This is a genomic window from Erwinia persicina, assembly GCF_019844095.1.
In the GTDB taxonomy this organism is placed as follows: Bacteria; Pseudomonadota; Gammaproteobacteria; order Enterobacterales; family Enterobacteriaceae; genus Erwinia; species Erwinia persicina.
The window spans coordinates 108,580-132,320 of sequence record NZ_CP082142.1; the positions used below are offsets into that span (position 1 = coordinate 108,580).

Sequence of the window (23,741 nt, forward strand, 5' to 3'; positions counted from 1 at the left end):
AAGTTACTCACCGGATTATCCCCCGTTTCTGTGGATAAATTTCCTGTTGCTGGGCCAGCAGGCACGCCGGACGTCGTTCATATCAGGAACAGGAAATCTCTCCACATTAGTCGTATTCTGTCGGCTGAAACCGGGGCCGGTGACGCTCATAACCCCATATTTTTCAACACATCTCCCAGTCTGCCGTCTTTACGATCCCTGCTGACCTAATGCTTCCACTGTGATAAAGGCAGTGCGCAGACTCTCCGCGGTGACAGGGACAGAGAGGGCATGAATCGACTCCTCCGGACGCAGCGTATGAGCGATCACCTGCTCAATGTCACTCTGGTTGCCAATATCCACCCCTAACTCCGCCAGGGTGGCCGGCAGATTAAATCGCTGATAAGCGGCGATCAGCTGTCGTGCTGTTTCAATCTGTGACAGCAGGACGCACTGGACCAGAATGCCATAAGCGACTTTTGTCCCATGCAGAAAGCGGGCTGTCTGCGGCAGCACGGTCAGACCATTGTGAACCGAATGGGCGGCAGCAATGCGCGTATAGCGCTCTCCCAGCCCGCCGACCATCCCACCACCGGCAATAATCGCATCAATCACATCGCGGAAATCCTGACTTAATACGCCCTGGTGCTGATCTTCCAGCGCGGTGGCGCTCTGCTTAAGCAGGATGTCGCGCACTGTGGCCGCGGTGTCGATGCCAAGCCGTACTGTCAGAGGCAGGTTCTGTGGTTGCGGGGCCAGCACGACCGCTTCGTACCACTTTGCCAGCGTGTCACCGATCCCCGCCAGCAGGTATTCCACCGGGGCCTGCAGCAGGATTTCAGGTTCAACCAGTACCAGGTGGTTGGCATCCTTAAAGACTTCATAATGGGATGCCTGACCGGCAGCGTTATACCAGACTGACAGTGGGGTCCAGGCGGCGCAGGTGGCGGCAATGGTTGGAACCGCCACGCAGGGGACATTCAGGCGGCGTGCAAGGGTTTTGGCGGTATCCAGCAGGGCACCGCCGCCGACGCCGATCACTACCTGTCGGTCGTCTCCGCAGGCCGTTGCCAGCGTACCAATATCCTGCTCCGTACAGTGCCCCCCAAAGGGAAGATGGCGGACACCCGCCAGAGAGAAACTGTCGGGCAGCCACGGCCTGGCCGCTGCGATGGCGCGCTCGCCGAAGATCCACACGGCGTGGGAAAGCTGATCCTGGCGGTAAAAGTCGTTCAGGCGTTGCAATGCGCCAGGGTGAGAATAGTAGTTGGCCGGGCCAGCGACGACCTGAATATCTGTATTTTCCATAAGTGTCCCTTTGTTTTTATTTATCCTGCTGTCGTGGGTTGCAACTGGCTAATACTTTTTTTGCAGATAGATATTCTTTTTACTTCTTTGTCAGAGAGTTAGCGGCTGTGAAAAAGTGACAGGCCGGTCTTTCAGAGACGACCTGCGTCAAAAAAAAGAGGCCCTTTTCCGCTTTCGCTACAGGGATTTTTACTATGAAACCATTTATCGCCTTACTGACGCTCTGGGTCGCCAGCGCTTTATCTGTCTGCGCTGCCACACTGGCGCCGTTACCGGAGAAGATCGCCAGCCATGACGGGCCGATCCGTATTGCAGTGATCCGTAACCTGGGGTCTGATGACAACACCACGCAGTTCGTTCAGGGGGCCGTTCAGCAGGGGAAAGCGCTGGGCTTTAAAGTCAGTACTTTTTTAAGCAACGGCGATGACGCTCGCTTTCAGGATTTCGTCGAACAGGCCATCAGCCAGAAGTACGACGGCATTATCCTTTCACAAGGGAGGGCCCCTTATTCCACTGGCCTGATTAAGCGTATAACCAACAGCGGGATTGCGGTGTCAGTATTCGATACAGCGACAGAGGGGGATGTGCCGGGCGCAACCGTGACGCAACAGGACGATGCATCGCTGACCGCACTCTCATTTGGCCAGCTGATTAAGGATCACCACGGAAAAGCCAATATTATCAAACTTTGGGTGGCCGGTTATCCACCGATGGAGCGCCGTCAGGCGGCGTACAGGGAACTGCTGCAGACGAACCCGGGTATTCAGGAACTGGAGTCGGTGGGGGCGGTCTCCTCCGATGTGCAGGGTGATACAGCCAACAAAGTCGGTGCGCTGCTGGCCAAATATCCGAAAGGGAAGGTGGATGCTATCTGGGGAACCTGGGATGCGTTCAGCCAGGGGGCGCTGAAGGCGCTGAAAGAGAACGGCCGTACCGAGATAAAGCTCTACAGCATTGATGTCTCTGACCAGGATTTGCAACTGATGCGCGAAGCTGGCAGCCCGTGGAAAGTCACCGCAGCGGTCGATCCTAAACTGATCGGCGCCACTAACATGCGTCTGATTGCCCTCAAGCTGGCAGGTGAACCCACCCCGGCAACTTATGACTTCAGGGCAACGGTGATCCCACAGGCGCTGCTGGTGAGTCAGCCGGGTAACGTCAATATGGCCAGTCTGAATACGGTGATCCCGGGTTGGGGACAGACGGAAGACTTTATCGCCCCCTGGTTTTCTACGCTTGAAGCGAAGCACAAAAAATAAGGGATGCCGATGAGTCACACACTTCCCACGCCGGAATACAGCCGGAATATGCGGTTGATCGGCCACAGCGATCAGGGTGGCAGGCCGGATGGGGTACAGCTGATGGTACACCGCGGTTATGCCTATATCGGTCACATGGTGTCAAAGGGATTCTCGGTCGTTGATGTGCGCGATGCTAAACATCCCCGTGCGGTGGCCTATATTCCTGCTCCGCCAGGGACATGGAATGTTCATCTCCAGGCCCATGACGACCTACTGCTGGTGATTAACGCCCGCGATCTGTTTGCCGATGTACGTTTCGCTGATGAAAAAGTCTATTACACCCGCTCTGTGGGGGAAACCGTCAGTGACGTGCAGGAAAGAAGCTGGTGTGCCGGGCTGCGTCTGTTCGATATTTCCACGCCGGATAAGCCCCGCGAGATCAGCTTCCTCTCCCTGAATGGCATTGGCATTCATCGCATCTGGTATGCAGGGGGGCGCTGGGCCTATGTTTCAGCGCTGACTGACGGCTTTAGCGATTACATTTTCCTGACCATCGATCTGGCCGACCCGCTGAAACCGGAAGTCGCCGGGCGCTGGTGGCTGCCGGGAATGAATACTGCGGCCGGGGAAAAACCTGGCTGGGCGGAAGGAAAGCGGTATGCCCTGCATCATGCCATTATCAGCGGGGACGTGGCCTATGGCAGCTGGCGTGACGGCGGACTGACGCTGCTGGACGTCAGCGACAGGACAAAACCTGAGCTGATCAGCCACTGCAACTGGAGCCCGCCCTTTGGCGGCGGAACACATACTGCGCTCCCGCTGCCGGATCGCGATCTCCTGGTGGTGCTGGATGAAGCGGTGCTGGACAATCAGGAAGATGGGGAAAAGCATATCTGGCTGTTTGATATTCGTGAGCCGACTCATCCGGTCAGCATCTCCACATTCCCGCAGCCTGATGAGCGCGATTATGTGGCGAAAGGGGCGCACTTTGGCCCACATAACCTGCATGAGAACCGTCCCGGCAGTTTTGTCAGCTCCACGCTGATTTTTGCTACCTGGCAGAACGCCGGCGTCCGCGCCGTCGATATCAGCAATCCGTACCGGCCGGTAGAAACCGGTGCGCTGGTGCCTGCGGCGCCACAGCGGATGATGGACACACGCCCTGGTCGCCCCCGTGTCATCCAGTCCTGCGACGTCTTTGTTGACGCTCAGGGCATCATTTACAGCACCGACTACAACGGCGGACTGTCAATTATCGAATACCTTGGATAACCCTCCGCCGTTCTGCTCAGGCATCTTCACAGGGTGCCTTTTTTCTTTCCCGTCTGCTGGTGCCGGACATTGTGTGGGTATTTAATTGTTATGTTATAACATAATAAATATTTTCACTGTCAGGATTAACACACCGATGCAGCGCATTCCCCTTACTGTCCTCAATGGTTTTCTTGGTGCAGGCAAAACCACACTGTTAAAAAGCCTGCTGATGCAGGCTCATCGTCAGCATCTGAGCGTCAGCGTGATTGTCAACGATATGAGCGAGTTGGATATTGACGGCGTGCTGATTGCCAACACGGAAATCGTCGGACGTGAACAGCATAATTTTATTACCGTTTCCGCTGACAGCATCAGCAGCCGCAGTGGTATTGTCAGACTTGCCACCGCACTGGATACGCTGGTCACCAAGCGGCGGCCTGATCATATCTTCCTCGAAACCTCCGGTAGCAGCCACCCGCTGCCACTGATTAAGCTGTTGCGCGACCACCCCGCGTCAGACTGCAGGGTCTGCTGTCACTGATGGATGCGGTGATGCTGCAAAACGACTATGCCGGAGCCGGCACGCTGCTGCCGCGCTGGCAGGAGAATGTTCGCCGTCGCCGGCGCGGGATCGAGGATCTGCTGGCGGAGCAGCTCCTGTTTTGCAGTCATCTGATGCTGACTAAAACCGACCGCCTGCCCGCCGGTGCGGTGATGACGATTGCCCGCGCGCTCCATCAGATTAATCCCGGCGTGGGGGTGACAGCGCTCCCCTGGGGCAACCTGCCCCTGAAGGAGGTGCTGGCGATACCGGAGTATGATTTCCACCGTGTGGCGAAGCTGGTTGATGAGCTGGAGGAGGTCGTTGAACAGCCGTCCGGCAACGGCCAGCCCTATGAGATTGAATCGCGGGTGATCGAGGACGATCGTCCTTTTCATCCGCGGCGGCTGTGGGACACCTGTCAGCAGCAGCTGGGGGAGGGGATCCACCGCAGTAAAGGTTTTTTCTGGCTGCCTGGCAGGGACGATCTGGCGCTGTTATGGAATCAGGCATCAGGCAGTATTGGCCTGGAATTTATCAGCTACTGGAAAGCCGGGATACTCGCCCACAAAGACAACCATCTTGGGGCTGAAGAACGTCGTATACTGCAACAGCAGCTGGATGCGCAGCCGGGGCGTTTTGGCGACCGGCGCTGCCGACTGACGGTGATCGGACAGCGAAATCAGCTGGATGATTTTTGCCTCGCGCTGCACCGTTGTTTTCTGACTGAGCAGGAAATCGCCTGGTGGCAGGGCGGGGGGCGTTTAACGATCCCTGGCCGCAGAAGGTCGGCAGGCTGAAAAGCTGAGCGGGAGACCATAACAGGGTTTGCCTGCGTCATGTTCCCCTGAGAAGGGGTTGTGACGCAGGGGCATGACAAATGCTTCTATAATTCAATGCGATTGAATAAAATCCATTTAACACATCATTGATGAGAAAGAATCATGACGGAACTGAAGATGGCTGTCCCGGCGATCGGCATTGATTTAGGCACCACCAACAGTTTGATCAGTGTCTGGCAGGAGGGGCAGGCCCGGCTGATCCCCAATGCATTAAATGAATACCTCACGCCATCGGTGGTCAGTCTGGATAATGATGGCCGTATGCTGATTGGTCGCCCGGCACTGTCGCGTCTGACAACCCATCCGCAGCAAACGGCGGCACTCTTTAAGCGTTTTATGGGCAGTAAGAAACAGTTCCGGCTTGGAAAAGAAACCTTCGATGCGCCTGAGCTGTCGGCGCTGGTGCTTAAATCCCTCAAAGCGGATGCCCAGACCTACCTCGGTCAGGAGATCACCGATGTGGTGATCTCCGTCCCTGCCTATTTCAGCGATGAACAACGTAAACAGACCCGGTTTGCCGCAGAACTGGCCGGACTCAATGCGGTCAGGCTGATTAACGAACCTACCGCCGCCTCTATGGCCTATGGCTTACATACCCAGAACACCGGCCGGACGCTGGTCTTCGATCTTGGCGGTGGAACTTTTGACGTGACGGTGCTGGAGTATGATCTGCCACTGATTGAAGTGCATGGCTCTGCCGGCGACAACTATCTTGGTGGCGAAGATTTTACCCAGGCGATTATTCAGGCCTGTTTCAGTGAATGGAAACTCACTGCGGAGATGCTCCCGCCACTGAACTGGCGCACCTGTACGACTGTGCTGAACAGCTCAAATGCCAGCTCGGTCAGCATAACGCTTCGCAGCAGCTGCGCTGGCAGTGGCAGGAGCAGACTAGGACGCTCTCATTTGATGAGGAGAAACTGGAACAGATCTGGTTACCGCTGATGACCCGGCTGCGTGCCCCATCGAACAGGCGCTGCACGACGCCCGACTGCGTCCGGAACAGCTTGATCATCTGGTGCTGGTGGGCGGGGCATCGCGGATGCCGGTGATTCAGAAACTGGTGGTGAAGCTGTTTGGTAAATTACCGCATCAACATCTGGATCCTGCCACCATTGTGGCGCTGGGTGCCGCCGCCCAGGCGGCCTGTCGCTTGCGTAATGAAGATATTGAAGAGGTGATCCTCACCGATGTCTGCCCGTATACGCTGGGCATTGCTACTGCCAGCGACCACAGGAGCGGGCTGTTTTCACCGATCCTGGAGCGTAATACCGTCGTACCGGCTTCACGGGTGGAGACCTTCACCACCCGCCATGCCGAACAGACGATGATACGCATTGCTATCTATCAGGGCGAAAATCCCTGGTCGCCAACAATATCTTTATCGATGAATTACAGGTACCGGTGAAACCCAACGGCGCGTTGCAGAATATCGACGTGCGTTTCAGCTATGACATCAACGGGTTGCTGGAAGTGGACGTCAACCTGCCTGACAGCGGTGAGTCATTCAGTAAAGTGATCGATCACAGCCCGATTGGCCTCAGTCCTGAACAGCAACAGCGGAGTCGTGAACGTTTAGCGTCGGTGAAAATTCATCCCCGTGACACGCTGGTGAACCGCAACTTGCTGGCGCGTTTAGAGAAATCCTGGGCGCAGTCGCTCGGGGACACCCGGGGACAGATTGGCCTGTGGTTAGAAGAATTTGAAACAGCGTTAGCCAGCCAACAGGAAAGCCATATCGCACCGCTGCGTCAGCGTCTGGAGGCGCTGCTGCAGGACATGACCCCGTAACCGGCAAAGAACGGCCGCCCGTCAAACGGGCGGCAGAGACTTATTTTTTGCTTTTTTTACGCCACCATCCCGGCGGAGGGCCAAAGCGGTTTGGCTCAGGCATGCCGCGTTTGAACAGATACATTCCCAGCAGCCTGAGTACCGGTATTTTAATTTCTTTCAGCTTATCCGCCGAGGCCAGACCTAAATCCCGCCCACGTCGGACGACAGCGCTGTAAAGATTCATTACGATCAGCAGTGCCGACAGGGCGGTATTTGCCAGCTGCCCCTCAACCAAAATCATGTTCACGAACAGGACAGCGAGCTTGCTTCCCAGCGCAATCTGCAATACCAGCCCACCCGCCCCACGCGTGAATTCACTCGCCAGAATTGCCAGAAATAACTGCGGCGCTGCGGGTATTCCGCAAACGCATTCTGACGGCTGGTATTGATCTGTAGCATTGTCGCTGCCGCTAATCGCAACGTGATGTCTGCACCGGGATCGTCAGCACAGCTTTCAGCAGCGTCACGCAGCTTTGCGTCCAGTACATATTCCGGACTGCTGCCAAGCTGGTGGATCCCCGGGCAACCGCCGGCGCGTGAAGGGCTCCGCTGGGCAGCATTTCATCAGGGGGCAACACCGGCCGCTGGCGCAACAGTAATTGCTGTTTAAAGGCGACGTCTTCCGGCGAGTGAGCGGTGAGCGCTTCCAGGGCTTCCAGATGATGCTGGGCATAACTCGCATTCTCATGCGACAGAAAAATCGCATGGAACAGGGCCTGATAAGGGAAGGGCGACTGACCCAGGCGCTCCTGCCACGCTGGCTGATAACGATAGAAATAGTGGGTGGCATTGGACGAGGTCTCATCACGCCGGGCAATGCATTCTTCGATACTGACGGGCAGCCGGGTCCAGCAGTTGAAATGCAGTGAGTTGTTCAGCTCAAGGTGGCTTTTCAGCTGGCTGACTTCATCGCCCCGGGCCAGGTCAATTTGGGTAAATACCTGATACATCGGCCAGAAGGGGTGCGATTCATCCAGCGGAAAATCTTTCAGCTGGCTGAGCAGGGCGATGTTATCAACCTCAAGGTCGAGCATCGCCACCAGCAACATCACCTGACGCAGCGCATCACGTGGTGGCGTCTGGCTGTCGTCCGGTAGCGTAATCGCGGCATTTTCGATGAGATAGCACAGCCAGCTGGTATGCGCCGGCAAGACACTTTCGCCATAGGCCGCATGTTGCGCCAGCCGGGTCAGGCTGTGCCGGGGAAGCGGCCGCCAGTGCCATAACCAGGCGATGCTCTGCTTCCAGGCCGCCCCCTCACTGTCGGCAAATCTTTCAGGTAACGGCGTCTCTTCAGGCGCGGATAACCACGCGCTGAACTCTGCCACCACCGGTGAGCCCTGAAGCCACGCCAGACGCTGCAGGGCCTGGCGCTGCAGACCGCGTAAGATAAGCATTTGCAGCGGCGTGCCGGAAACCGGCTGGTCGACGATCGCCTGTAGCAACGCTTCATTGCCCAGGGTTAACATGCTGGCCTGCCAGTAGAGATGCCGCAGTTCATCTGTGCCATCTTCCTGCAAAAGATGCACGAACATGACCTGTGGGCGATAGCGGCCCGATTTCCAGCTGATGAAGTCAGCGGCCAGGGGCGAAACATCGACCTGCGTTGCTTCGGCCCAGCGCACCAGCGTTTGCGGGACTGTGCCTGTGGTCGGTATGCGCTTTCATTATCGCCGGTGGCGGAGTCGACAGGCGCAAATTCCGGGCGGTCAAAGGCCTGAATCAGCAGGGGAAGATAATCCGTAAAATGGCGGGCACACCAGGCCAGCAACCACTGCTCAGCTTCAGCATGTTGGTACTGCTCATGCAGGGTCAGCCACAGTGGGAAAGCGGTTTCATTATCCCCCATCATGCCGCAGTGGCTGGCGCTCAGATAGAGCCACTCCGGATCATTCGGATGGCGTTCAAGCTGCCCGAGACAGTAGTCACGCATTATCGCGTTCGATGTCGCCGCGACATTAAACCAGCGTACGACCTGATTCATCAGACGCGGACAGGATGGCCAGAAAATGACACGCGGTTCTTCCAGCAGATAGCGCAACCAGCCCGTCGGTTGTTCCCAGTAAAAATGCCGGACCTGATGGAAATAACTCCGCGTTTCGTCTTGTGCTGCCAGGCTGAGAGGGGCCAGCGTGGCAAGATCGAACATGTCGCCACTGTCGGCAAAGTCCAGCAGCTCGTCTGCCCGCCGCGCCGTGTCCTGATCAAGCTCCGGCAGACGCATCCGCCACTGCAGGCGGTTAGCCAGCAGTAAAAGGCAGTCGGCAGAAACAGGGTGTACCAGTAAAGCGGTCTCCAGCAACGGCCAGCGAAGCTGATCGACAGTGGCGACGGGGTGATCGTCCAACCGGCTGATAAACCGCTGCCAGCTCAGGGCAGATAACGCTCTGCCGGAGAGGCGAGTAGCCTGCTGAAAACATCAAGCAGACCTGTGGGGTCGGTATCTGCTGCTGTAACCGGCGGTTCAACAGGCAACAGGGTGGCGGGTGCTTCCATGCCTTTTCGCGCCTGTTCATAGGCCTCACGCAAACGCTTAAAACCTGCCGGATCGCTTTCCGGATGAAACGTGGGCAGCAGTTTGCGATAGGCCTGGCGAATGACCTGCTGATCTTCTGTCGGTTCAATGCCCAGGATTGCCCAACATGGCTGATTACTCATAGGTCCATCTCCGGCAATGATTCGGGTTTATCCATTTCAGGCACGTCGATATGCCAGGGAAGCTGGGATATCGGGCTCTCCGGATGCGTGTAAAGCTGGCGCATTAATTCAATATTAGTGGTGCTACCGGCGTCTGCGCTAAAGGCATAACGTCGGGCATCGGCGTCAGAGGCGTTGAGTGACTGCCAGTAGAGTCTGCCGATGATAAAACCGGCGTTGTAATGCTGCCAACTGGAGTAATAGTAGCGGGCCCGCACGCCAAGGCGGCTGTGAAACCACAGGTTTTCCGACGGCGTTATCCAGCCGTTAAGCAGCCCGATGCGGCAAAGAAAGCCCATCCTGGCCAAATCCCAGGCACGGATCCCGCCGTCACCACACATCACGGCGCTGTCCGCCACCAGAGCCAGTTTAGCCTGTACGTCCGGCGTTTGATGCGCGACATAATCCTGCCATTCTGTCAGGCTTAGCCGGTGCCACAGTCTGAAATAATGGGCCAGATCCTCCGCATGGCCGTTGTCGATCATTCTCAGAATCATCTCAAACAGCTGTTCGCGTGAATCAATGCCCCAGCTACCATTCAGATCAACGCGGGTATCAAAAGGATAAAACTGATCGCAGTCGTAGGCGGCACCCGACCCGGCATTTATCGCCACCATCGGGGCTGAAAGCGCGAGCAACCAGCGTCGTGCGGAATCATCAATCACTGAGAACATCTCCTGTATGGAACATCAGTTTTATACTGCTATTTCAGTATTATGCCGTCTTCAGGGACGGAACAGTCAGTATTCACTGTCTTTGTGAGTCTTCCCTCTTTCATCGGCCCCGTTACTGTACCGGTGACCCCACCCGCGCCGGTCATTTATACACTTAGCGTGGCAGAAAAACGACGATGACTCTCCAGGGTGAAAAGTGTGAAGGGCAGGACAGATAATGGGGACACGAAAATATAGCCGCCCGGCACCGATGTCAGCGAAAAAATGGGCTGTCTCTCTCAGGATGAAAGGCGTTCGCTGGCGTAACAGAGAGCTGGCTGGTGGCAGCGACATTCCGGGTATCACTAAAAGGAAGATGTCTGGAGCCTGGCCTGTCTGTTCCGGAGCACAGATGTTCATATTGCCCCTGAACTTCGCTATTTGAAGATGATCTGAACACGACTATTATCAAAAATAGCATGTAAATATTTTTTAAGTATATTGAGGTCTGTTGCACTGTTTAACAGGGCCTGAATATTTTTAAAACCGGTTATTTTTGCCGCCTCGTCAGTGAGTACAATGACCAGTTCGCTTCCGCTGCATTCAATATTTTCAATAGCAGACGGGATCTCACAGGGAGTAGACTCACTCTGAAAACCAATGCACTCATCAGCTGACAGATTTTCCTCCTCAAATTTACTGATGATGACGAAATTTTTAGGGTTGTGCTTATCGTCACCCACCGCCAGCGTGAGTACATCATCTTCATCGATGCATTCAATGCATACGGCATTAATCTTTTTCGTAAAATTCATTAATTCCCTTAAACAGACGTCCTGCTGACGCTGGTGTTTACTGTGACAGAGCGACAAAGTGCCTCGCCATAATAAGTTTGTAGCAGAATAGCGTAAACCCGGTAAAGCGGGTACCAGGCTAACAGGTCTCTGCGATCCCATTCCATCCCTTTTTTCTGGCCATCCCCCGACGAGTCTGACAATATACGTTATATATATGTTTCGTATAGGTGCGGTATGGGGATCGTAAAAATTTCGGATCTGATGCATGAGAATCTGCGCATCACCAGTCAGGCCATGAGCCGCTCGATAAACGCCCAGGCTGAACACTGGCTGAAAATCGGCATGCTGGCCGAACTCTATCCCAACCTGACTCACCATCAGCTGGCAAAAGCGCTGGTGAAGACGGAGCTTGAAGGGGGAATGGATCTTAAACGCCTACTGAACGGCGATGTGATGAATGAAAAGGCGGTCTGAAAAATATGGTTACCCTCCACACAGCGGAAGAAATCGAATATGCGCGCGCAGCGGGCCATGCCGCGGCAGAGGTACTGGCGATGATCGCCCCCTTCGTTCGCCCTGGCGTGACCACCGATGAGTTAGACCGGCGCTGCCATGATTTTATCGTAAAGCAGCTGGGCGTTATCCCGGCGAATATCGGCTATCACGGCTACACCCGTACGCTCTGTACTTCGGTCAATCACGTGGTCTGTCACGGTATCCCGGACAGTACGACGTTGCAGGACGGCGACATCGTCAATATAGATGTAGCGGTGATCAAAGAGGGCTGGTTTGGCGATACCAGCCGTATGTACTTTGTCGGTGAGCCTTCGGCACAGGCGCGCCGGCTGGTGGACGTCACCTTGCAGTCGCTGGTGGCGGGGATCCGCGCAGTGCGTCCGGGAGCCCGCCTGGGTGATGTGGGCGCGGCCATTCAGCAGGTGGCAGAAAGGGCCGGGTTTTCGGTGGTGAAAGATTACTGTGGACACGGTATCGGACAGGTCTATCACGACACGCCCGATGTGCTGCACTACGGTAAAGCGGGCACCGGGATGCGGCTGAAGCCGGGGATGATTTTTACCATTGAGCCGATGATCAATGCCGGAAAGGATGAGACTGACGTGTTACCGGACGACTGGACGGTGGTGACGCTGGACGGCTCCCTCTCGGCGCAGTGGGAACATACCATCGCGGTAACGGACAACGGGTTTGACCTGCTGACGCCCTGGCCTGACGGCCCCTGTCAGGCTATCTGAACACCCGGGGTGAATGTTTACCCGGGGTGGCGGTTTACGGGGCCGGCGTGAAGGGTTCACCCAGCGTTAGCATCAGTCGGTTGGCCCAGGCGAAGAAGGCGGTGGACTGTATCAGATCGAGCAGCTCCAGCTCGCTCAGACCCTGCGCCCGAAGCTGAACCAGCTGTGCCTGACGAGGTGTGGGCGGCGTTGTGGACAGGGACGCTGCGAAATCGATGATAGCCAGCCAGCGTACTGCCTGATCGGCTGCCAGCGGTTGGCCCGGTGCAGTATCAATCAGCCGCTGTACATCCTCAGGCTGTTTTGACAGCTGCGCCGCCTTACGGGCGTGGACGGAAGCGCAGTAGATACAGCCGTTGACCTTGCTGGCCACCGTGGCCGCCAGTTCACGCTCTTTACGCGGCAGGCCGCCGGCCGTATAAAAAATCCCTTTGTCTGTTAGCGTACGCTGTTCCAGCAGCGGCAGGTTGCGTCCCAGCAGGCGGAAATAGTCAGAGTCACTGTGGCCAAATTTTGCCAACGTCGCTTTTTCAGCGGCGGAAAATTCCTCCAGCTTTTTGGCTGCCAGCCAGGGCTCCCAGCCCAGCTCTGCGCGGGTAAATGCCGTAGGCGCAGGCTGGCCACTGGCTGTCGTCGGGTCGGTACGCCAGGCTGCGGCCACGGCCGGTTCAGGGCGTTCTGCCCCAACGTCTTCGCCGGACAGCAGTCGTAAACCGCGCAGCAGGCGACTCTGAAAGCTGACAAAAGCCACTAACTGTGACAGTGTCACGATATCATCCGCAGACCAGCCCGCTTGTTCCAGTTCTCGCAGGTGTGCGGGCCCGGCAGCGGCAGGTTGAAACGTCAGTCGTTCCGCGTGCGCCAGCGCGCTGTGCCACTTCTCCCCGGGGGGCGCCTCCTTCTGCCGTGCGGCATAGTGTGCGGCCAGACGAGGTTCGCTGTGCCAGTGTGCCACCTGTTGCGCCATGGCCAGCCGGGCGGGCAGCGGGAAATCACCGTTCCCGTGCGGAGAGAACAGTACATCATAGCTGCCCTGGGCATGTTCGGTGGCGGCGTCACGCGTCAGGCGTGCGGCGGCCAGTGGGCTGTCGGGGAGATGCTGGCCAGCGCCTGCAGTAAATCATCGGAGGGGATCATACGGTTTCCTTATGAGAATGGGCGGTCACGGGTGGGCGCCAGCCCAGAGCCGGGCAACTTCGGTCGCCAGCAGTTCAATGGACGTCAGGATCTGATCATGCGGTGGGTCGATCGAATGCACCTGGAACGAGACGTCAGTGACGCGATTCAGGGCGCTATCTTGCTGCAGTGAGGCCACGACCTGCTGTGGCGTGCCGGTATGCACGTCGAAGGCGGCAATATAATCATCCAGCGTTGTCCCCGATACCGGATGCCCAGCTGCGCGGTGCTGGGCGGCCTGGGCGGTCAGTCCCGGCAGCGCCAGGCGGCGGGCTTCTGCTCCGTCACGGCTGACAAACGCCGTGCGCGAGGCCAGAATACGCGGGGTCATCCCCGGTGGCAGCGCGTTCAGGTAGGCATCGATCAGCGGGTTCTGTATCTCATCCAGCGGCAGGTGGGGCGACGCTGCGGGGCGTGGCTGGGTCCGTGACAGCATCAGTCCGTGACCTGCCGCACCGGCACGTGCGGCACCCGCCACGGAAAAGGTTGCCTGCCAGAGCCGCTCTCCCAGCAGCGGTGCTGCCGGATACAGCCGGTTGTCCTCATCACCCAGTGCTCCACCGGCCCAGGCCTGAAGCAGCGTAGCCAGATTTGTTTCGAACGCTGCGGCGCGCTCATCAAAGGTCAGTCCGAACGGTAAAAAGGACGTGGGCGTACCGCCGGAGCCGAGACCCAGCTCCAGGCGCTGCTGGCTCAGTAAGTCGAGCACGGCGGCGTCTTCCGCTACGCGCAGCGCATTTTCCATGGGCAGCGTAATAATCGCCGTACCCAGGCGAATATGTGAAGTCTGCGCTGCAACGCTGGCCAGAAACAGCAGCGGAGAAGGCAGGCCGCCTTCATGCTCGTGAAAGTGGTGCTGGGCCACCCAGGCGGTGTCAAAACCCCAGCGTTCCGCATGCTGGATTTGCAAGGTGGCGAGTCGGTAACGCTCTCCGGCGCTGGCTTTGTCCAGCAGGCGGGTGAAAAAACCAAGGCGTTTGCGGGTCATACAGGATCCTTAGCGCCGGTCAGCGCAGGAATGGCGGCGATCAGCTCACGGGTATACTCGCTGGCCGGATGCGTGAAAATGCGGTGGGTCTCGCCGCAGTCAACCTGTTGTCCGGCGCGCAGGACGGAGACGCTGTGCGCCAGCTGGCGGACCGTGGCAAGGTCGTGAGAAATAAACAGATAGGTCAGCCCCAGCGCCTGCTGGAGCGCCTGCAGGAGTGTCAGGATCTGCGCCTGAATGGTGACATCCAGGGCTGATGTGGCTTCATCCAGCACCAGGATCTGAGGCCTCATTACCAGCGCGCGGGCTATAGCAACGCGCTGCCGCTGTCCCCCGGACAACTCATGAGGTTTGCGGTCCAGCAGTGCCAGCGGCAGCGCCACGCGGCTTGCCACTTCTTCCACGCGCTGTCGCCTGACCTCGCGGCTGAGCGGAGCAAAATTTAGCAACGGCTCCTCTATTATCCTGAACAGGGTCTGAGACGGATCGAGCGAGGCAAAGGGATTCTGCCAGACCAGTTGGATCTTCTGCCGAATCTGGCGCAGGGCTTCCCCGCGCAGCGAGCCGATATCGATGCCGTCCAGCAGCACGCGCCCGCTGTCCGCCTGCTGAAAGCCGAGCAGGATACGGGCCAGGGTGGTTTTTCCCGATCCGGACTCGCCCACCAGCGCATGCGTGGTGCCCCGCGGCACGCTGAACGACACGTTATTCAGCGCCTGGAACCCTTCCTCTTTACCGAGCGGGAAGCAGTGGCTCAGACCCACGATCTCAATGGCTGGCTGCGAAAAAACTGGCGCTGGCGGGATTGGCGGTGTGCCAGAGAGCGCCGGCGCATCGGCAAACAGCTGGCGGGTGTACGGATGCTGTGGATGATGAATAATCTGCCGGGTGGGCCCCTGTTCCTGAACCTCTCCCTGGCGAAATACCACAATACGATCGGCGCGTGCTGCGGCCACGGCCAGATCATGCGTGACTAACAGCACGGCGGTGCCGGATTCGTGCCGGAGGTCATCAATCAGATCCAGAATGCGTTTTTGCACCGTGACGTCCAGCGCACTGGTCGGCTCATCGGCAATAATCAGCGCCGGTTTCAGCGCGATGGCAATAGCGATCAGTACCCGCTGTTTCATACCACCGGACAGCTGATGCGGATACTGCCGGGTCCGCTGTGCCGGGTGTGAGAGGCCCACGCGGGTCAGCAGGGCAATCACCCTCGCTTCCCGATCGCTGCGCGACAGTCGCTCATGCAGCAGCAGGATCTCGCCCACCTGATCGCCAATCGTTTTAACCGGGTTCAGCGCGCTGCCTGGGTCCTGCGGGATCAGGCTGATGCTGGCTCCGCGCAGCGCATTCAGCCGCTTTTGCGACCACTGGGAGATCTCGGTGCCGTTCAGCCAGATTTTGCCGCTTTCGCGTTCGCCGTTCTGCGCAAGCAGGCCAATAATGGCCTGGGCGGTGGTGGTCTTGCCGGATCCTGACTCACCGACCAGGGCCACCACCTCACCGCGATTAACGTGGAAAGAGACGTCATGTACCACCCGTTTACGCTGCCGGCCGGTATGGTAAGCCATGCTGAGCCTGTCGATTTGCAGGACCGGAACAGGGGATTCACTCACCGGCGACCTCCTGAATAATGGTGACTGATACGGTTAGCAGCCAGTACCACCGCGACAACGATAAGTCCCGGGAACGTGGTCAGCCACCAGGCGGTGGAAATATAGTTGCGGCCTTCGGCGATCAGCAGCCCCCATTCAGGGGTGGGCGGTGGGGTGCCATAGCCGAGGAAGCTCAGGGTCGATATCGCCAGGATCGCACTGCCAAACTGCAGGGCGGAGAAGGCCAGCACCGGGGTCAGAGAGTTCGGCAGGATATGCCGCCACAGTACTGACATAAAGGTGCCGCCGCTGCCGCGCGCGGCCTCAACATAGTCAGTGTGGCGCACGCGAACGACCTCCGAACGGGCGAGACGGGCGAAGTTCGCCACGGAGGTGATACCGACGGCAATGGCCGCATTCACCGTGCCAAAGCCGAGTAAAATGATGATGCTGAGTGACAGCAGCAGGCCGGGAATAGCCAGCAGCACATCCACCAGTCGCATAATGAGGTTCTCACTGCGCCCGCCCAGTGCACCTGCGGTGACCCCCAACAGGGTGCCGGCAGTCAGGCCGAGCACCACCGCGACCAGTGCGCCGCTCAGGGAGTGGGACGCTCCCCAGACAATGCGGGTGTACAGGTCACGACCCAACTGATCGGTTCCCAGCCAGTGGCCAGCCTGCGGTGCCAGACGCTGTGCTCCGGCGATACCTTCCGTACTGCTCCAGGAGGTAAACCAGCCGGGTACCAGCGCCCAGAGGATAACCAGCGCCATGACGGTCCATGCCAGCACCAGGCCGGGTTTCAGGCGGGGGGAAAAGCGAAAGCCCGCACGCCGCGGCACAGCCGCAGGAACACAGTTAACATCGAGCAGACTCATCGTGTTGCCCTCGTGAACGGTTTCAGACGCGGGTCGAGCAGTGGAGAAAGCAGGTCGACCAGCAAATTGATCAGCACAAACCCCGTGGCTGAAATCATGACGATAGCCAGCAGTACGGCCACGTCCTGATTATTTACCGCCTGTTGGGTCAGCTGGCCCAGTCCGTTGAGACCAAACACCGTTTCGGTGATCAGCGCTCCGGCAATCAGTTCGCCCAGCAGGAGCCCGGCGATAGTTAACACGGGCAGCAGGGCATTTTTTGCGATGTGATGCCACAGCACGCGCCGCTGGCTGGCCCCTTTGGCACGTGCAACCGACACAAACGGCTGGATCTGCACCTGGTCAATACTGCGAATGAGAATTTGTGCCAGCGGGGCGGAAATCGGTACGGCGAGGGTGATCACGGGGAGGATCAGCCCCACCCACTCGCCGGGGTTGATAATCGGTATCCAGCGCAGCTGAAAAGAGAAGACCTGAATCAGCGCGATGCCCAGCCAGAAGGTTGGCAGGGAGATAAACAGCGACGGCAGGGCGTGCAGCGCATTACGCAGCCAGCGCAGGCCCGTCAGGCTGGATGCGAATGCGATCAGCACGGCGAGAAGAGTGGCCAGCAGAAATCCGGGAATGGCCAGCCGCAGCGTGGCGGGGAAGTTTTCCGCCAGTAACTCACTGACCGGCATCCCCGTCTGTACGGAGAAGCCGGCGTCACCGTGCAGCAGGTTACCGAGGGTGTGCAGGTACTGCTGCCAAAGCGGAGTGGCGGCACCGTAAGCCTGACGCATCTCTTCTATCTGCGCCGGGCTCAGTCCCAGATCCGGATTTTGAAACTTAATCAGGATCGCATCGCCGGGCAGCACCTGAAGCAGCATAAAGGCAACGGTAAATGCCGCCCACAGCACCAGCAGTGCCTGCCCCAATCGCCGGGTCAGATAACCGATCATGCTCCGTTACCCCCGTTTATCCAGCCAGGCGGCATAAAATCCTGGACGCCCGACGGCTTCAAACGTCAATCCTTTCAGCCAAGGGGCCCCGGCAAACACCTGAGGCTCTTCGAAAATAGGGATGTTATAGGCGTTGTCGATCAGGTAACGTTGCGCATCCGCCGTGATGGCCAGACGTTTGCGGGCATCCGTTTCGCTGGCAATGCCTTCCAGTAAGGCATTGAGTTTGTCATCACGGAAGGCCACCACCTGGCTGCTGGATCCGCCCTTCTGTAACAACGCGTCGCGGTTGGTCGGGTAGAACATGCTTTTCACCACGTCCGGGTCGGCGCGGCCCACTTCAGACACGGTGAGCGGGGTTTTCAGCGGATCCAGGTTGTCAACGGTCCGGCTACCGGCATCGCCCGCGCGAACGGACAGGGAGACGCCGACCTGTTTCCACTGCTGGGCCACTAGCTGCAGAACCTCTTTATTCTGCGGCTGCGGCAGGGACTCATATACCGTCAGCGCCAGTTTTTTACCGTCCTTCTGACGGATGCCGTCGCTGCCAGGCTGCCATCCGGCCTGATCCAGCAGCGTCTTCGCCAGAACAGGGTCGAAGGTCAGCCGAGCGCTGAGGTCGACAAAACCGGCGGCTGAGCTGGCCAGGACGGATTTGGCCTGCGGATAGTTTGGTGAAAACAGCGTGTCGACAATCTGCTTACTGTTGGTGGCGTGTAGCAGGGCTTTACGCACGTTGATATCGGCCACTAACGGATTGTCCGGACGGAAGCTCAGGCTGTCATTGACTCCGCGCGTGGGGGCGGCATAGACGGGGAAGCCCTGCTGCTGTGCCTGCTTTTCATCATAAGCCTGTACCTGGCGAATCACATCGGCCTGTCCGGCAAGCAGTGCGCCAATCCGCACGCTGTCTTCCGGCGTGACAATGATCTTTATGCCGTCGAGGTTTGCCCGGCCCTGATGCGCCAGGTTTTTCGGCCCCCAGCGATAGTCCTTGCGTACTCTCAGATCCACCTCACGCCCCAGCTTTTCGCCGCTGATGACAAAGGGTCCTGAGCCAATAATATGGCGGGCGTCCCCCAGTTCATCGAAATTGCGCGCCAGCGTGCTGAGTGATACCAGACCGGAGCCGATGGTCGCGGTGCCCTGCAGGAAGCCAGGCGACGGTTTTTTGAAGAAAAACTTCACCGTTAGCGGATCGATGACCTCGCTGCGTGCGTAGTTATTGATCACTTCTGAGACCGGCAGACGCTGTGCTTTATTGCCCAGCCCATAGGTATCAAAATTTTTAGCCACTGCCCGGGCATCCAGCGGCGTGCCGTCAGAGAACGTCACGCCAGGACGGATTTTAAAGGTGTATTCAGTATTGTCGGCGTTACGCGTCCAGCTTTCTGCAATCCACGGTTCGACCTGCAGCGTTTCCGGGTTCTGCCAGGTGAGTTTATCGGTGATCTGATTCAGTATGCCGCCGTTCGGGTAGAAGCCGCCGGCCGGGGGATAGAGGTTGGTGTGAGCCTGCTGCTCCAGATAAACCAGGGTTCCTCCCTGTACCGGTTTGTCTGCCGCCCCTGCGGCCAGTGCGGTCATGGCGGCGGCCAGCGCCGCCAGACGAAGAGAAACGCGCATGGTGAATTTCCTTGATAGTCAGTGTGCTATATGGCTGACAATCAATATCATGCCTGACGCGGGGTCAGGAAAAGCAAGAAATTCGTCTGGCTATTTGCATTTTAGGCATAACGGTTAAGGGGCTTTTTGCACGCGGGTCTTTTCAGGTGTCACCACCTCGCCCTGCTGATTGCGCACGCGCAGGGGCGCCAGCGGTTCTCCGCTGGCAATCTCCAGTAAATCGGAGTGCGTTTCCCCGGAGGAAAACAGGTACTGCTCGCCAAACTGCTGCAGGGCAACGATCAGGGGAAACAGATCGTTGGCACGTTCGGTCAGCACATATTCCTGCCAGGCAGAGCCATCGGATGCGGGCTGCACCTGCAATAAACCGGTCTCAACCAGCTTTTTTAATCTGTCAGCGAGGATATTGCGTGCCACACCAAGGCTGCGCTGAAACTCACTGTAGCGCCGGATGCCGTCGAACGCATCGCGCAGGATCATCAGTAGCCAGCGGTCCCCGATAAGATCGATGCTTCGGGCTACCGGGCAGGAAGACTGACTCAAAGAGGGACGTTCCGCCATAGTGATATTTTCCGGGATGAATTTGGTTGCATTTTAAAACTACTTGCGGCACGCTGCAAATGGTTTTGATTTGAAACCATTTGGAGGCGGGATGACTATCTTGGAACAAAAGAGCACAACCCGCAGCGGATTAACGTCCTGGCAGACAGGTCTGTTTGCCTGCAGCTGCGGACTGAGTGTGGCAAATGTTTATTACGCGCAACCGCTGCTGGATGCGTTGGCGATCGCTTTTTCAATCAGCCCTGCTGCGGTGGGCGGCGTGATTTTTGCCACTCAGGTAGGCTGCGGACTGGCGTTATTGCTGCTGGTTCCGTTGGGAGATGTCGTCAACCGACGTACGCTGATGCGCTACCAACTCGGCGGTCTGATAGCGGCATTACTGCTGGTCTGCACGGCTGGCAGCGCGCCTGTGCTTTTGGTGTCGATGCTGTTGATTGGGTTGTTCGGGACGGCAATGACCCAGGGGATGATCGCCTATGCTGCCACCGCCGCCAGCCCGGAAGCGCGCGGGCAGGTGGTGGGTACCGTTGCCGGAGGCGTGGTGATCGGGCTGCTGCTGGCGAGGGCGGTGGCCGGGATAGTCTCGGATATCACCGGCTGGCGCGGCGTATATTTATTTTCTGCACTGGTGATGGCCATCCTCGCGGCGATCCTCTGGCGCCGGCTGCCCGAGCTACCCCTGCGATTCCCGCCCGCTGGTCACAGGTGCTGGGGTTACTCTGGCAGCAGCTGCGTACTAACCGGGTTTTACAGGTTCGCGGAACGCTGGCGTTGTTAATGTTTGCCAGTTTTAATATTTTCTGGAGTGCACTGGTGCTGTTGTTACGGGCACCCCCGTGGCAGCTGACCCACGGGCAGATTGGCGCCCTGGGTCTGGTCGGGGCTCTGAGTGCGATTATCGCCAGTCGCGCCGGGCGCTGGGCCGACCGGGGGCTGGCAGAGCGCACCAGTGCCATTTCGCTGCTGCTGCTGTTGATAAGCTGGTTGCCGCTGTGGCTGGGGGCCGGATCGCTGATGCTACTGATTGTCGGGATCCTGTTGCTGGATGCGGCAGGTCAGGCGCTGCACGTCACCAGTCAAAGCCTGATTTTTGCCAGTGAAAATGAGGCCGGGGGCGACTGATTGCCGGTTATATGCTGTTTTATTCCATTGGCAGCGGCGCAGGAGCGCTGATCTCCACCACGGCTTTCGCATGGGGAGGATGGGGAGCTGTGTGTCTGTCCGGGTCACTGGTCAGTCTGATGGCACTGTTCGTCTGGAAAATGAATCCATTAAATAGGAGATAATAATGAATGAGCTCGACCTGCTGTCTGCCGCAGATGCCCGTGCGCGCAGCTACAGTGCCTCGCTGGCCACCCGCCGTGTTTTTCCCGACGCCGAAGCGCTGAATGGGCTGGCGCGCTTTGATGAAGCGTTACCGCTGAAAGGTCTGCCCGCAGAACAGACGCTGGCACTGCTGGATGAGGCCGGATCACCTGCCACGGTGGCATCCAATGGGCCCGATTATTTTGGTTTTGTTATCGGGGCATCGCTTCCCGTGGCGACGGCAGCAGAGCGGCTGATGATTGCGTGGGATCAGTGTGCGTCCGGATGGGATAATTCGCCTGTCTCTGCGACGCTGGAACGCCTTGCCGGGCGCTGGCTGCTGGAGACTCTCGATCTGCCCCGGGACAGCGCTGTCGGATTTGGTACCAGTGCTACAGCCTGTACGCTGAGTTGCCTGGTAGCGGCGCGGCGTCAACTGCTGCTGCGACAGGGGTGGGATGTAGATCAGGACGGGCTGGCCGGAGCACCAGAGATAAAGGTGGTGATTTCAGCGTTGACCCATATCACTGTTAAAAAAGCGCTACGTGTGCTGGGATTTGGGCTGCGTCACCTGCAGGTCGCACCGGTCAATGCGTGGGGACAAATTGAGGTGGCCTGTCTGCCACGACTCGATAACGTTACCATTCTCTGTTTACAGGCCGGTGAGGTAAACACCGGGGAGTTTGATGACTTTTCCGCATTAATCCCCATGGCTCACTCTGTCGGTGCCTGGGTTCACGTCGACGGCGCGTTTGGCCTGTGGGCTCGCGCTTCTGCGCTGAAAGTGTTGACCGCGGGGGTCGAGCAGGCGGATAGCTGGACGACGGACGGACACAAGTGGCTGAATACGCCGTATGACTGTGCCATGGCAATCTGCCGCCATCCTGAGGCGCTGTCTGATGCGATGAACGCTGATGCCGTCTATTCCGCTGCAGCGCAGGATGCACAGAAAAATTTGACGCTGGAATTTTCCCGTCGTCCTCGTGGGATCCCGGTCTGGGCCGCACTGCGTTCGCTGGGGCGTGACGGTGTCGCTGCCATGATAGAGCGTCACTGCGAGCTTGCGCGTGAACTCAGTGTTGAACTGCGGGCGGCAGGATACGAGATACTCAACCGGGTAACGATTAATCAGATACTGTTCCGGGCAAAGAGTGATCTACAGACTGTGCGGGTACGTGAAGTGTTGCAGGCGTCAGGAGAGGCATGGTTTGCCGGGACGATTTGGCAGGGGAAAGCAGCACTTCGTATCAGCATCTGTTCGTGGCGGACAGAGAGTATGCACACGAATAAACTGAGCGTATTACTGGGCAGGATCTATCAGCAAACCTTGGCTGAACAGGAATAAATCTTCCGGCCGCCAGACGGGCGGCCGGTTGGCATTTACTTGATCAGGAAATCTTCAAGCTTTTTGCCGGCATCCAGTGCCTGTTTAATAACGGCCGGGGTACGACCCTGGCCGGTCCATGATTTCTGCTCGCCATTTTCATCAGTATATTGATATTTGGCAGGACGCGGTGCGCGCTTGGCACGTGTTTTGCTGGTAGTATTATCTGCTGCGGTCAGTTCACTTAAATCGATACCGTCTTCCAGCAGCATCTGGCGGTATTTAGCCAGCTTCTCTTCTTTTTCTTTAATCTCAGAAGCAATCGCGGCTTCTGATTCGCGACGTTCGTTCACGACCGCTTCAAGTTTTTCCAGCATCTCTTCCAGTTCAGCTAAAGACACTTCACGAGACTGGGCACGAAGGGTGCGAATATTATTTAATACTTTCAGTGTTTCGCTCATAACGGAATCCATAACCTGTGGTTGGTTTAAAATAGATACTACATAACGAGACTTAGTGTACAGACAAATGAAGAGTGAAAAAACACTAAATTAGAAAAAGATTAGATTAAATGTTACCTGCATACCACTTTTAACACGCTCAGAGTCAGCCAGGCATGTCGTTATATTTACAACTTATGGGATAAATCTTAACACGGTTGTTGAAAACAAATGGGTTGATGAAACTTTATACATGATTCACGACGCTAAATATCACGCTATTTAGTGATGTGTAACACCCTGTAATGACTCTGTTTTTTTTACTAAAAGGTAAGCCGGGTTCATTGGTTTATGCATTGGCGTCCGGGCATCACTGATTCTGCCCTGAACGGAGATTGATTACATTGTCCCCGAGATGTCTTAAAAAATGAAAATACTGTGAGTAAAAGCGTGGAGAGAGCGTTATGTCGGTTAGGTTGATTCTTATCCGGCAGGATAAACTCCACGTT

The 23,741-nt window shown here is 57.4% G+C and carries 21 protein-coding genes and 3 pseudogenes; 9 read left to right on the forward strand and 15 right to left on the reverse strand.

Going from position 1 to position 23,741, the window contains the following annotated elements:
• Positions 1-189: 189 nt before the first annotated feature.
• On the reverse strand, positions 190-1,287 hold the full coding sequence (locus tag K6L24_RS22110) for an oxidoreductase (protein ID WP_062749057.1): 1,098 nt from the start codon (positions 1,285-1,287) through the stop codon (positions 190-192).
• A gap of 194 nt (positions 1,288-1,481) precedes the next feature.
• Here K6L24_RS22110 and K6L24_RS22115 point away from each other — a divergent pair, with 194 nt between their 5' ends.
• From K6L24_RS22115 to K6L24_RS22130, 5 genes and pseudogenes are all read left to right on the forward strand, one after another.
• Complete coding sequence (locus K6L24_RS22115; RefSeq protein WP_062749055.1) at positions 1,482-2,546, forward strand: sugar ABC transporter substrate-binding protein; 1,065 nt, start codon at positions 1,482-1,484, stop codon at positions 2,544-2,546.
• Between the two features lie 9 nt (positions 2,547-2,555).
• A complete protein-coding gene (locus tag K6L24_RS22120; RefSeq protein ID WP_062749053.1) occupies positions 2,556-3,800 on the forward strand; it encodes an LVIVD repeat-containing protein in 1,245 nt (414 codons plus the stop codon).
• Between the two features lie 136 nt (positions 3,801-3,936).
• On the forward strand, positions 3,937-4,323 hold the full coding sequence (locus tag K6L24_RS22560; RefSeq protein ID WP_483413882.1) for a GTP-binding protein: 387 nt from the start codon (positions 3,937-3,939) through the stop codon (positions 4,321-4,323).
• Between the two features lie 11 nt (positions 4,324-4,334).
• Positions 4,335-5,123 (forward strand): CobW family GTP-binding protein, encoded by a 789-nt coding sequence (locus K6L24_RS22565; protein WP_483413883.1) that lies wholly within the window; start codon positions 4,335-4,337, stop codon positions 5,121-5,123.
• Between the two features lie 144 nt (positions 5,124-5,267).
• Positions 5,268-6,956: pseudogene (locus K6L24_RS22130) on the forward strand (Hsp70 family protein).
• A gap of 40 nt (positions 6,957-6,996) precedes the next feature.
• Here the strand turns inward: K6L24_RS22130 and K6L24_RS22135 are convergent.
• From K6L24_RS22135 to K6L24_RS22160, 6 genes are all read right to left on the reverse strand, one after another.
• Positions 6,997-7,284 carry a DUF805 domain-containing protein gene (locus tag K6L24_RS22135; protein ID WP_222682364.1) on the reverse strand — a complete coding sequence of 96 codons (288 nt, stop codon included), beginning with the start codon at positions 7,282-7,284 and terminating at the stop codon, positions 6,997-6,999.
• Positions 7,285-7,408: 124 nt separating this feature from the next.
• The gene (locus K6L24_RS22140; RefSeq protein WP_222682365.1) at positions 7,409-8,527 is read right to left on the reverse strand and encodes a hypothetical protein; all 1,119 of its coding nucleotides are present in this window, start codon (positions 8,525-8,527) and stop codon (positions 7,409-7,411) included.
• Entirely contained in the window at positions 8,461-9,345 is an 885-nt protein-coding gene (locus tag K6L24_RS22145; RefSeq protein WP_222682366.1) for a hypothetical protein, read from the reverse strand. The genes K6L24_RS22140 and K6L24_RS22145 overlap by 67 nt, the downstream gene beginning before the upstream one ends.
• A gap of 23 nt (positions 9,346-9,368) precedes the next feature.
• Positions 9,369-9,656, reverse strand: a complete 288-nt coding sequence (locus tag K6L24_RS22150) for a J domain-containing protein (RefSeq protein WP_222682367.1) — start codon at positions 9,654-9,656, stop codon at positions 9,369-9,371.
• Positions 9,653-10,360, reverse strand: a complete 708-nt coding sequence (locus K6L24_RS22155; RefSeq protein WP_240043886.1) for a DUF1266 domain-containing protein — start codon at positions 10,358-10,360, stop codon at positions 9,653-9,655. The genes K6L24_RS22150 and K6L24_RS22155 overlap by 4 nt, the downstream gene beginning before the upstream one ends.
• A 425-nt stretch (positions 10,361-10,785) precedes the next feature.
• Entirely contained in the window at positions 10,786-11,163 is a 378-nt protein-coding gene (locus K6L24_RS22160) for a hypothetical protein (RefSeq protein ID WP_062749040.1), read from the reverse strand.
• A gap of 216 nt (positions 11,164-11,379) precedes the next feature.
• On the opposite strand from K6L24_RS22160, the gene K6L24_RS22165 reads away from it, so the two are divergent.
• Positions 11,380-11,619, forward strand: coding sequence for a ParD-like family protein (locus K6L24_RS22165; protein ID WP_062749038.1), 240 nt, complete (start codon positions 11,380-11,382; stop codon positions 11,617-11,619).
• Between the two features lie 5 nt (positions 11,620-11,624).
• The gene (map, locus tag K6L24_RS22170; RefSeq protein ID WP_062749035.1) at positions 11,625-12,398 is read left to right on the forward strand and encodes a type I methionyl aminopeptidase; all 774 of its coding nucleotides are present in this window, start codon (positions 11,625-11,627) and stop codon (positions 12,396-12,398) included.
• A 34-nt stretch (positions 12,399-12,432) separates the two neighbouring features.
• Here the strand turns inward: map and K6L24_RS22175 are convergent.
• The 7 genes and pseudogenes from K6L24_RS22175 to K6L24_RS22205 form a co-directional block, all read right to left on the reverse strand.
• Positions 12,433-13,535: pseudogene (locus K6L24_RS22175) on the reverse strand (alkylhydroperoxidase domain protein).
• A gap of 25 nt (positions 13,536-13,560) precedes the next feature.
• Entirely contained in the window at positions 13,561-14,562 is a 1,002-nt protein-coding gene (locus K6L24_RS22180; protein WP_222682368.1) for a putative FMN-dependent luciferase-like monooxygenase, read from the reverse strand.
• Entirely contained in the window at positions 14,559-16,178 is a 1,620-nt protein-coding gene (locus K6L24_RS22185) for a dipeptide ABC transporter ATP-binding protein (RefSeq protein WP_425333077.1), read from the reverse strand. Before K6L24_RS22185 ends, K6L24_RS22180 begins: the two co-directional genes overlap by 4 nt.
• Complete coding sequence (locus K6L24_RS22190; RefSeq protein ID WP_222682369.1) at positions 16,175-17,035, reverse strand: ABC transporter permease; 861 nt, start codon at positions 17,033-17,035, stop codon at positions 16,175-16,177. Before K6L24_RS22190 ends, K6L24_RS22185 begins: the two co-directional genes overlap by 4 nt.
• Positions 17,032-17,976, reverse strand: a complete 945-nt coding sequence (locus tag K6L24_RS22195; protein WP_187510370.1) for an ABC transporter permease — start codon at positions 17,974-17,976, stop codon at positions 17,032-17,034. Before K6L24_RS22195 ends, K6L24_RS22190 begins: the two co-directional genes overlap by 4 nt.
• A 6-nt stretch (positions 17,977-17,982) precedes the next feature.
• A complete protein-coding gene (locus K6L24_RS22200) occupies positions 17,983-19,602 on the reverse strand; it encodes a TIGR04028 family ABC transporter substrate-binding protein (protein ID WP_062749020.1) in 1,620 nt (539 codons plus the stop codon).
• 114 nt (positions 19,603-19,716) lie between these two features.
• Positions 19,717-20,163, reverse strand: a complete 447-nt coding sequence (locus K6L24_RS22205; protein WP_062749018.1) for a winged helix-turn-helix transcriptional regulator — start codon at positions 20,161-20,163, stop codon at positions 19,717-19,719.
• Positions 20,164-20,254: 91 nt separating this feature from the next.
• On the opposite strand from K6L24_RS22205, the pseudogene K6L24_RS22210 reads away from it, so the two are divergent.
• Both K6L24_RS22210 and K6L24_RS22215 read left to right on the forward strand, forming a co-directional pair.
• Positions 20,255-21,449: pseudogene (locus K6L24_RS22210) on the forward strand (MFS transporter).
• Positions 21,450-21,451: 2 nt separating this feature from the next.
• A complete protein-coding gene (locus K6L24_RS22215) occupies positions 21,452-22,813 on the forward strand; it encodes a pyridoxal phosphate-dependent decarboxylase family protein (protein WP_222682370.1) in 1,362 nt (453 codons plus the stop codon).
• A 35-nt stretch (positions 22,814-22,848) separates the two neighbouring features.
• On the opposite strand, the gene K6L24_RS22220 is transcribed toward K6L24_RS22215, so the two are convergent.
• Entirely contained in the window at positions 22,849-23,253 is a 405-nt protein-coding gene (locus tag K6L24_RS22220) for an H-NS family histone-like protein (protein ID WP_062749011.1), read from the reverse strand.
• Between the last annotated feature and the right edge of the window lie 488 nt (positions 23,254-23,741).

Coding starts and splice junctions, on each gene's coding strand:
- K6L24_RS22110 (WP_062749057.1), bottom strand. CDS start 1,287: ATGGAAAATACAGATATTCAGGTCGTCGCTGGCCCGGCCAACTACTAT.
- K6L24_RS22115 (WP_062749055.1), top strand. CDS start 1,482: ATGAAACCATTTATCGCCTTACTGACGCTCTGGGTCGCCAGCGCTTTA.
- K6L24_RS22120 (WP_062749053.1), top strand. CDS start 2,556: ATGAGTCACACACTTCCCACGCCGGAATACAGCCGGAATATGCGGTTG.
- K6L24_RS22560 (WP_483413882.1), top strand. CDS start 3,937: ATGCAGCGCATTCCCCTTACTGTCCTCAATGGTTTTCTTGGTGCAGGC.
- K6L24_RS22565 (WP_483413883.1), top strand. CDS start 4,335: ATGCTGCAAAACGACTATGCCGGAGCCGGCACGCTGCTGCCGCGCTGG.
- K6L24_RS22150 (WP_222682367.1), bottom strand. CDS start 9,656: ATGAGTAATCAGCCATGTTGGGCAATCCTGGGCATTGAACCGACAGAA.
- K6L24_RS22160 (WP_062749040.1), bottom strand. CDS start 11,163: ATGAATTTTACGAAAAAGATTAATGCCGTATGCATTGAATGCATCGAT.
- K6L24_RS22165 (WP_062749038.1), top strand. CDS start 11,380: ATGGGGATCGTAAAAATTTCGGATCTGATGCATGAGAATCTGCGCATC.
- map (WP_062749035.1), top strand. CDS start 11,625: ATGGTTACCCTCCACACAGCGGAAGAAATCGAATATGCGCGCGCAGCG.
- K6L24_RS22180 (WP_222682368.1), bottom strand. CDS start 14,562: ATGACCCGCAAACGCCTTGGTTTTTTCACCCGCCTGCTGGACAAAGCC.
- K6L24_RS22190 (WP_222682369.1), bottom strand. CDS start 17,035: ATGAGTCTGCTCGATGTTAACTGTGTTCCTGCGGCTGTGCCGCGGCGT.
- K6L24_RS22195 (WP_187510370.1), bottom strand. CDS start 17,976: ATGATCGGTTATCTGACCCGGCGATTGGGGCAGGCACTGCTGGTGCTG.
- K6L24_RS22200 (WP_062749020.1), bottom strand. CDS start 19,602: ATGCGCGTTTCTCTTCGTCTGGCGGCGCTGGCCGCCGCCATGACCGCA.
- K6L24_RS22205 (WP_062749018.1), bottom strand. CDS start 20,163: ATGGCGGAACGTCCCTCTTTGAGTCAGTCTTCCTGCCCGGTAGCCCGA.
- K6L24_RS22215 (WP_222682370.1), top strand. CDS start 21,452: ATGAATGAGCTCGACCTGCTGTCTGCCGCAGATGCCCGTGCGCGCAGC.
- K6L24_RS22220 (WP_062749011.1), bottom strand. CDS start 23,253: ATGAGCGAAACACTGAAAGTATTAAATAATATTCGCACCCTTCGTGCC.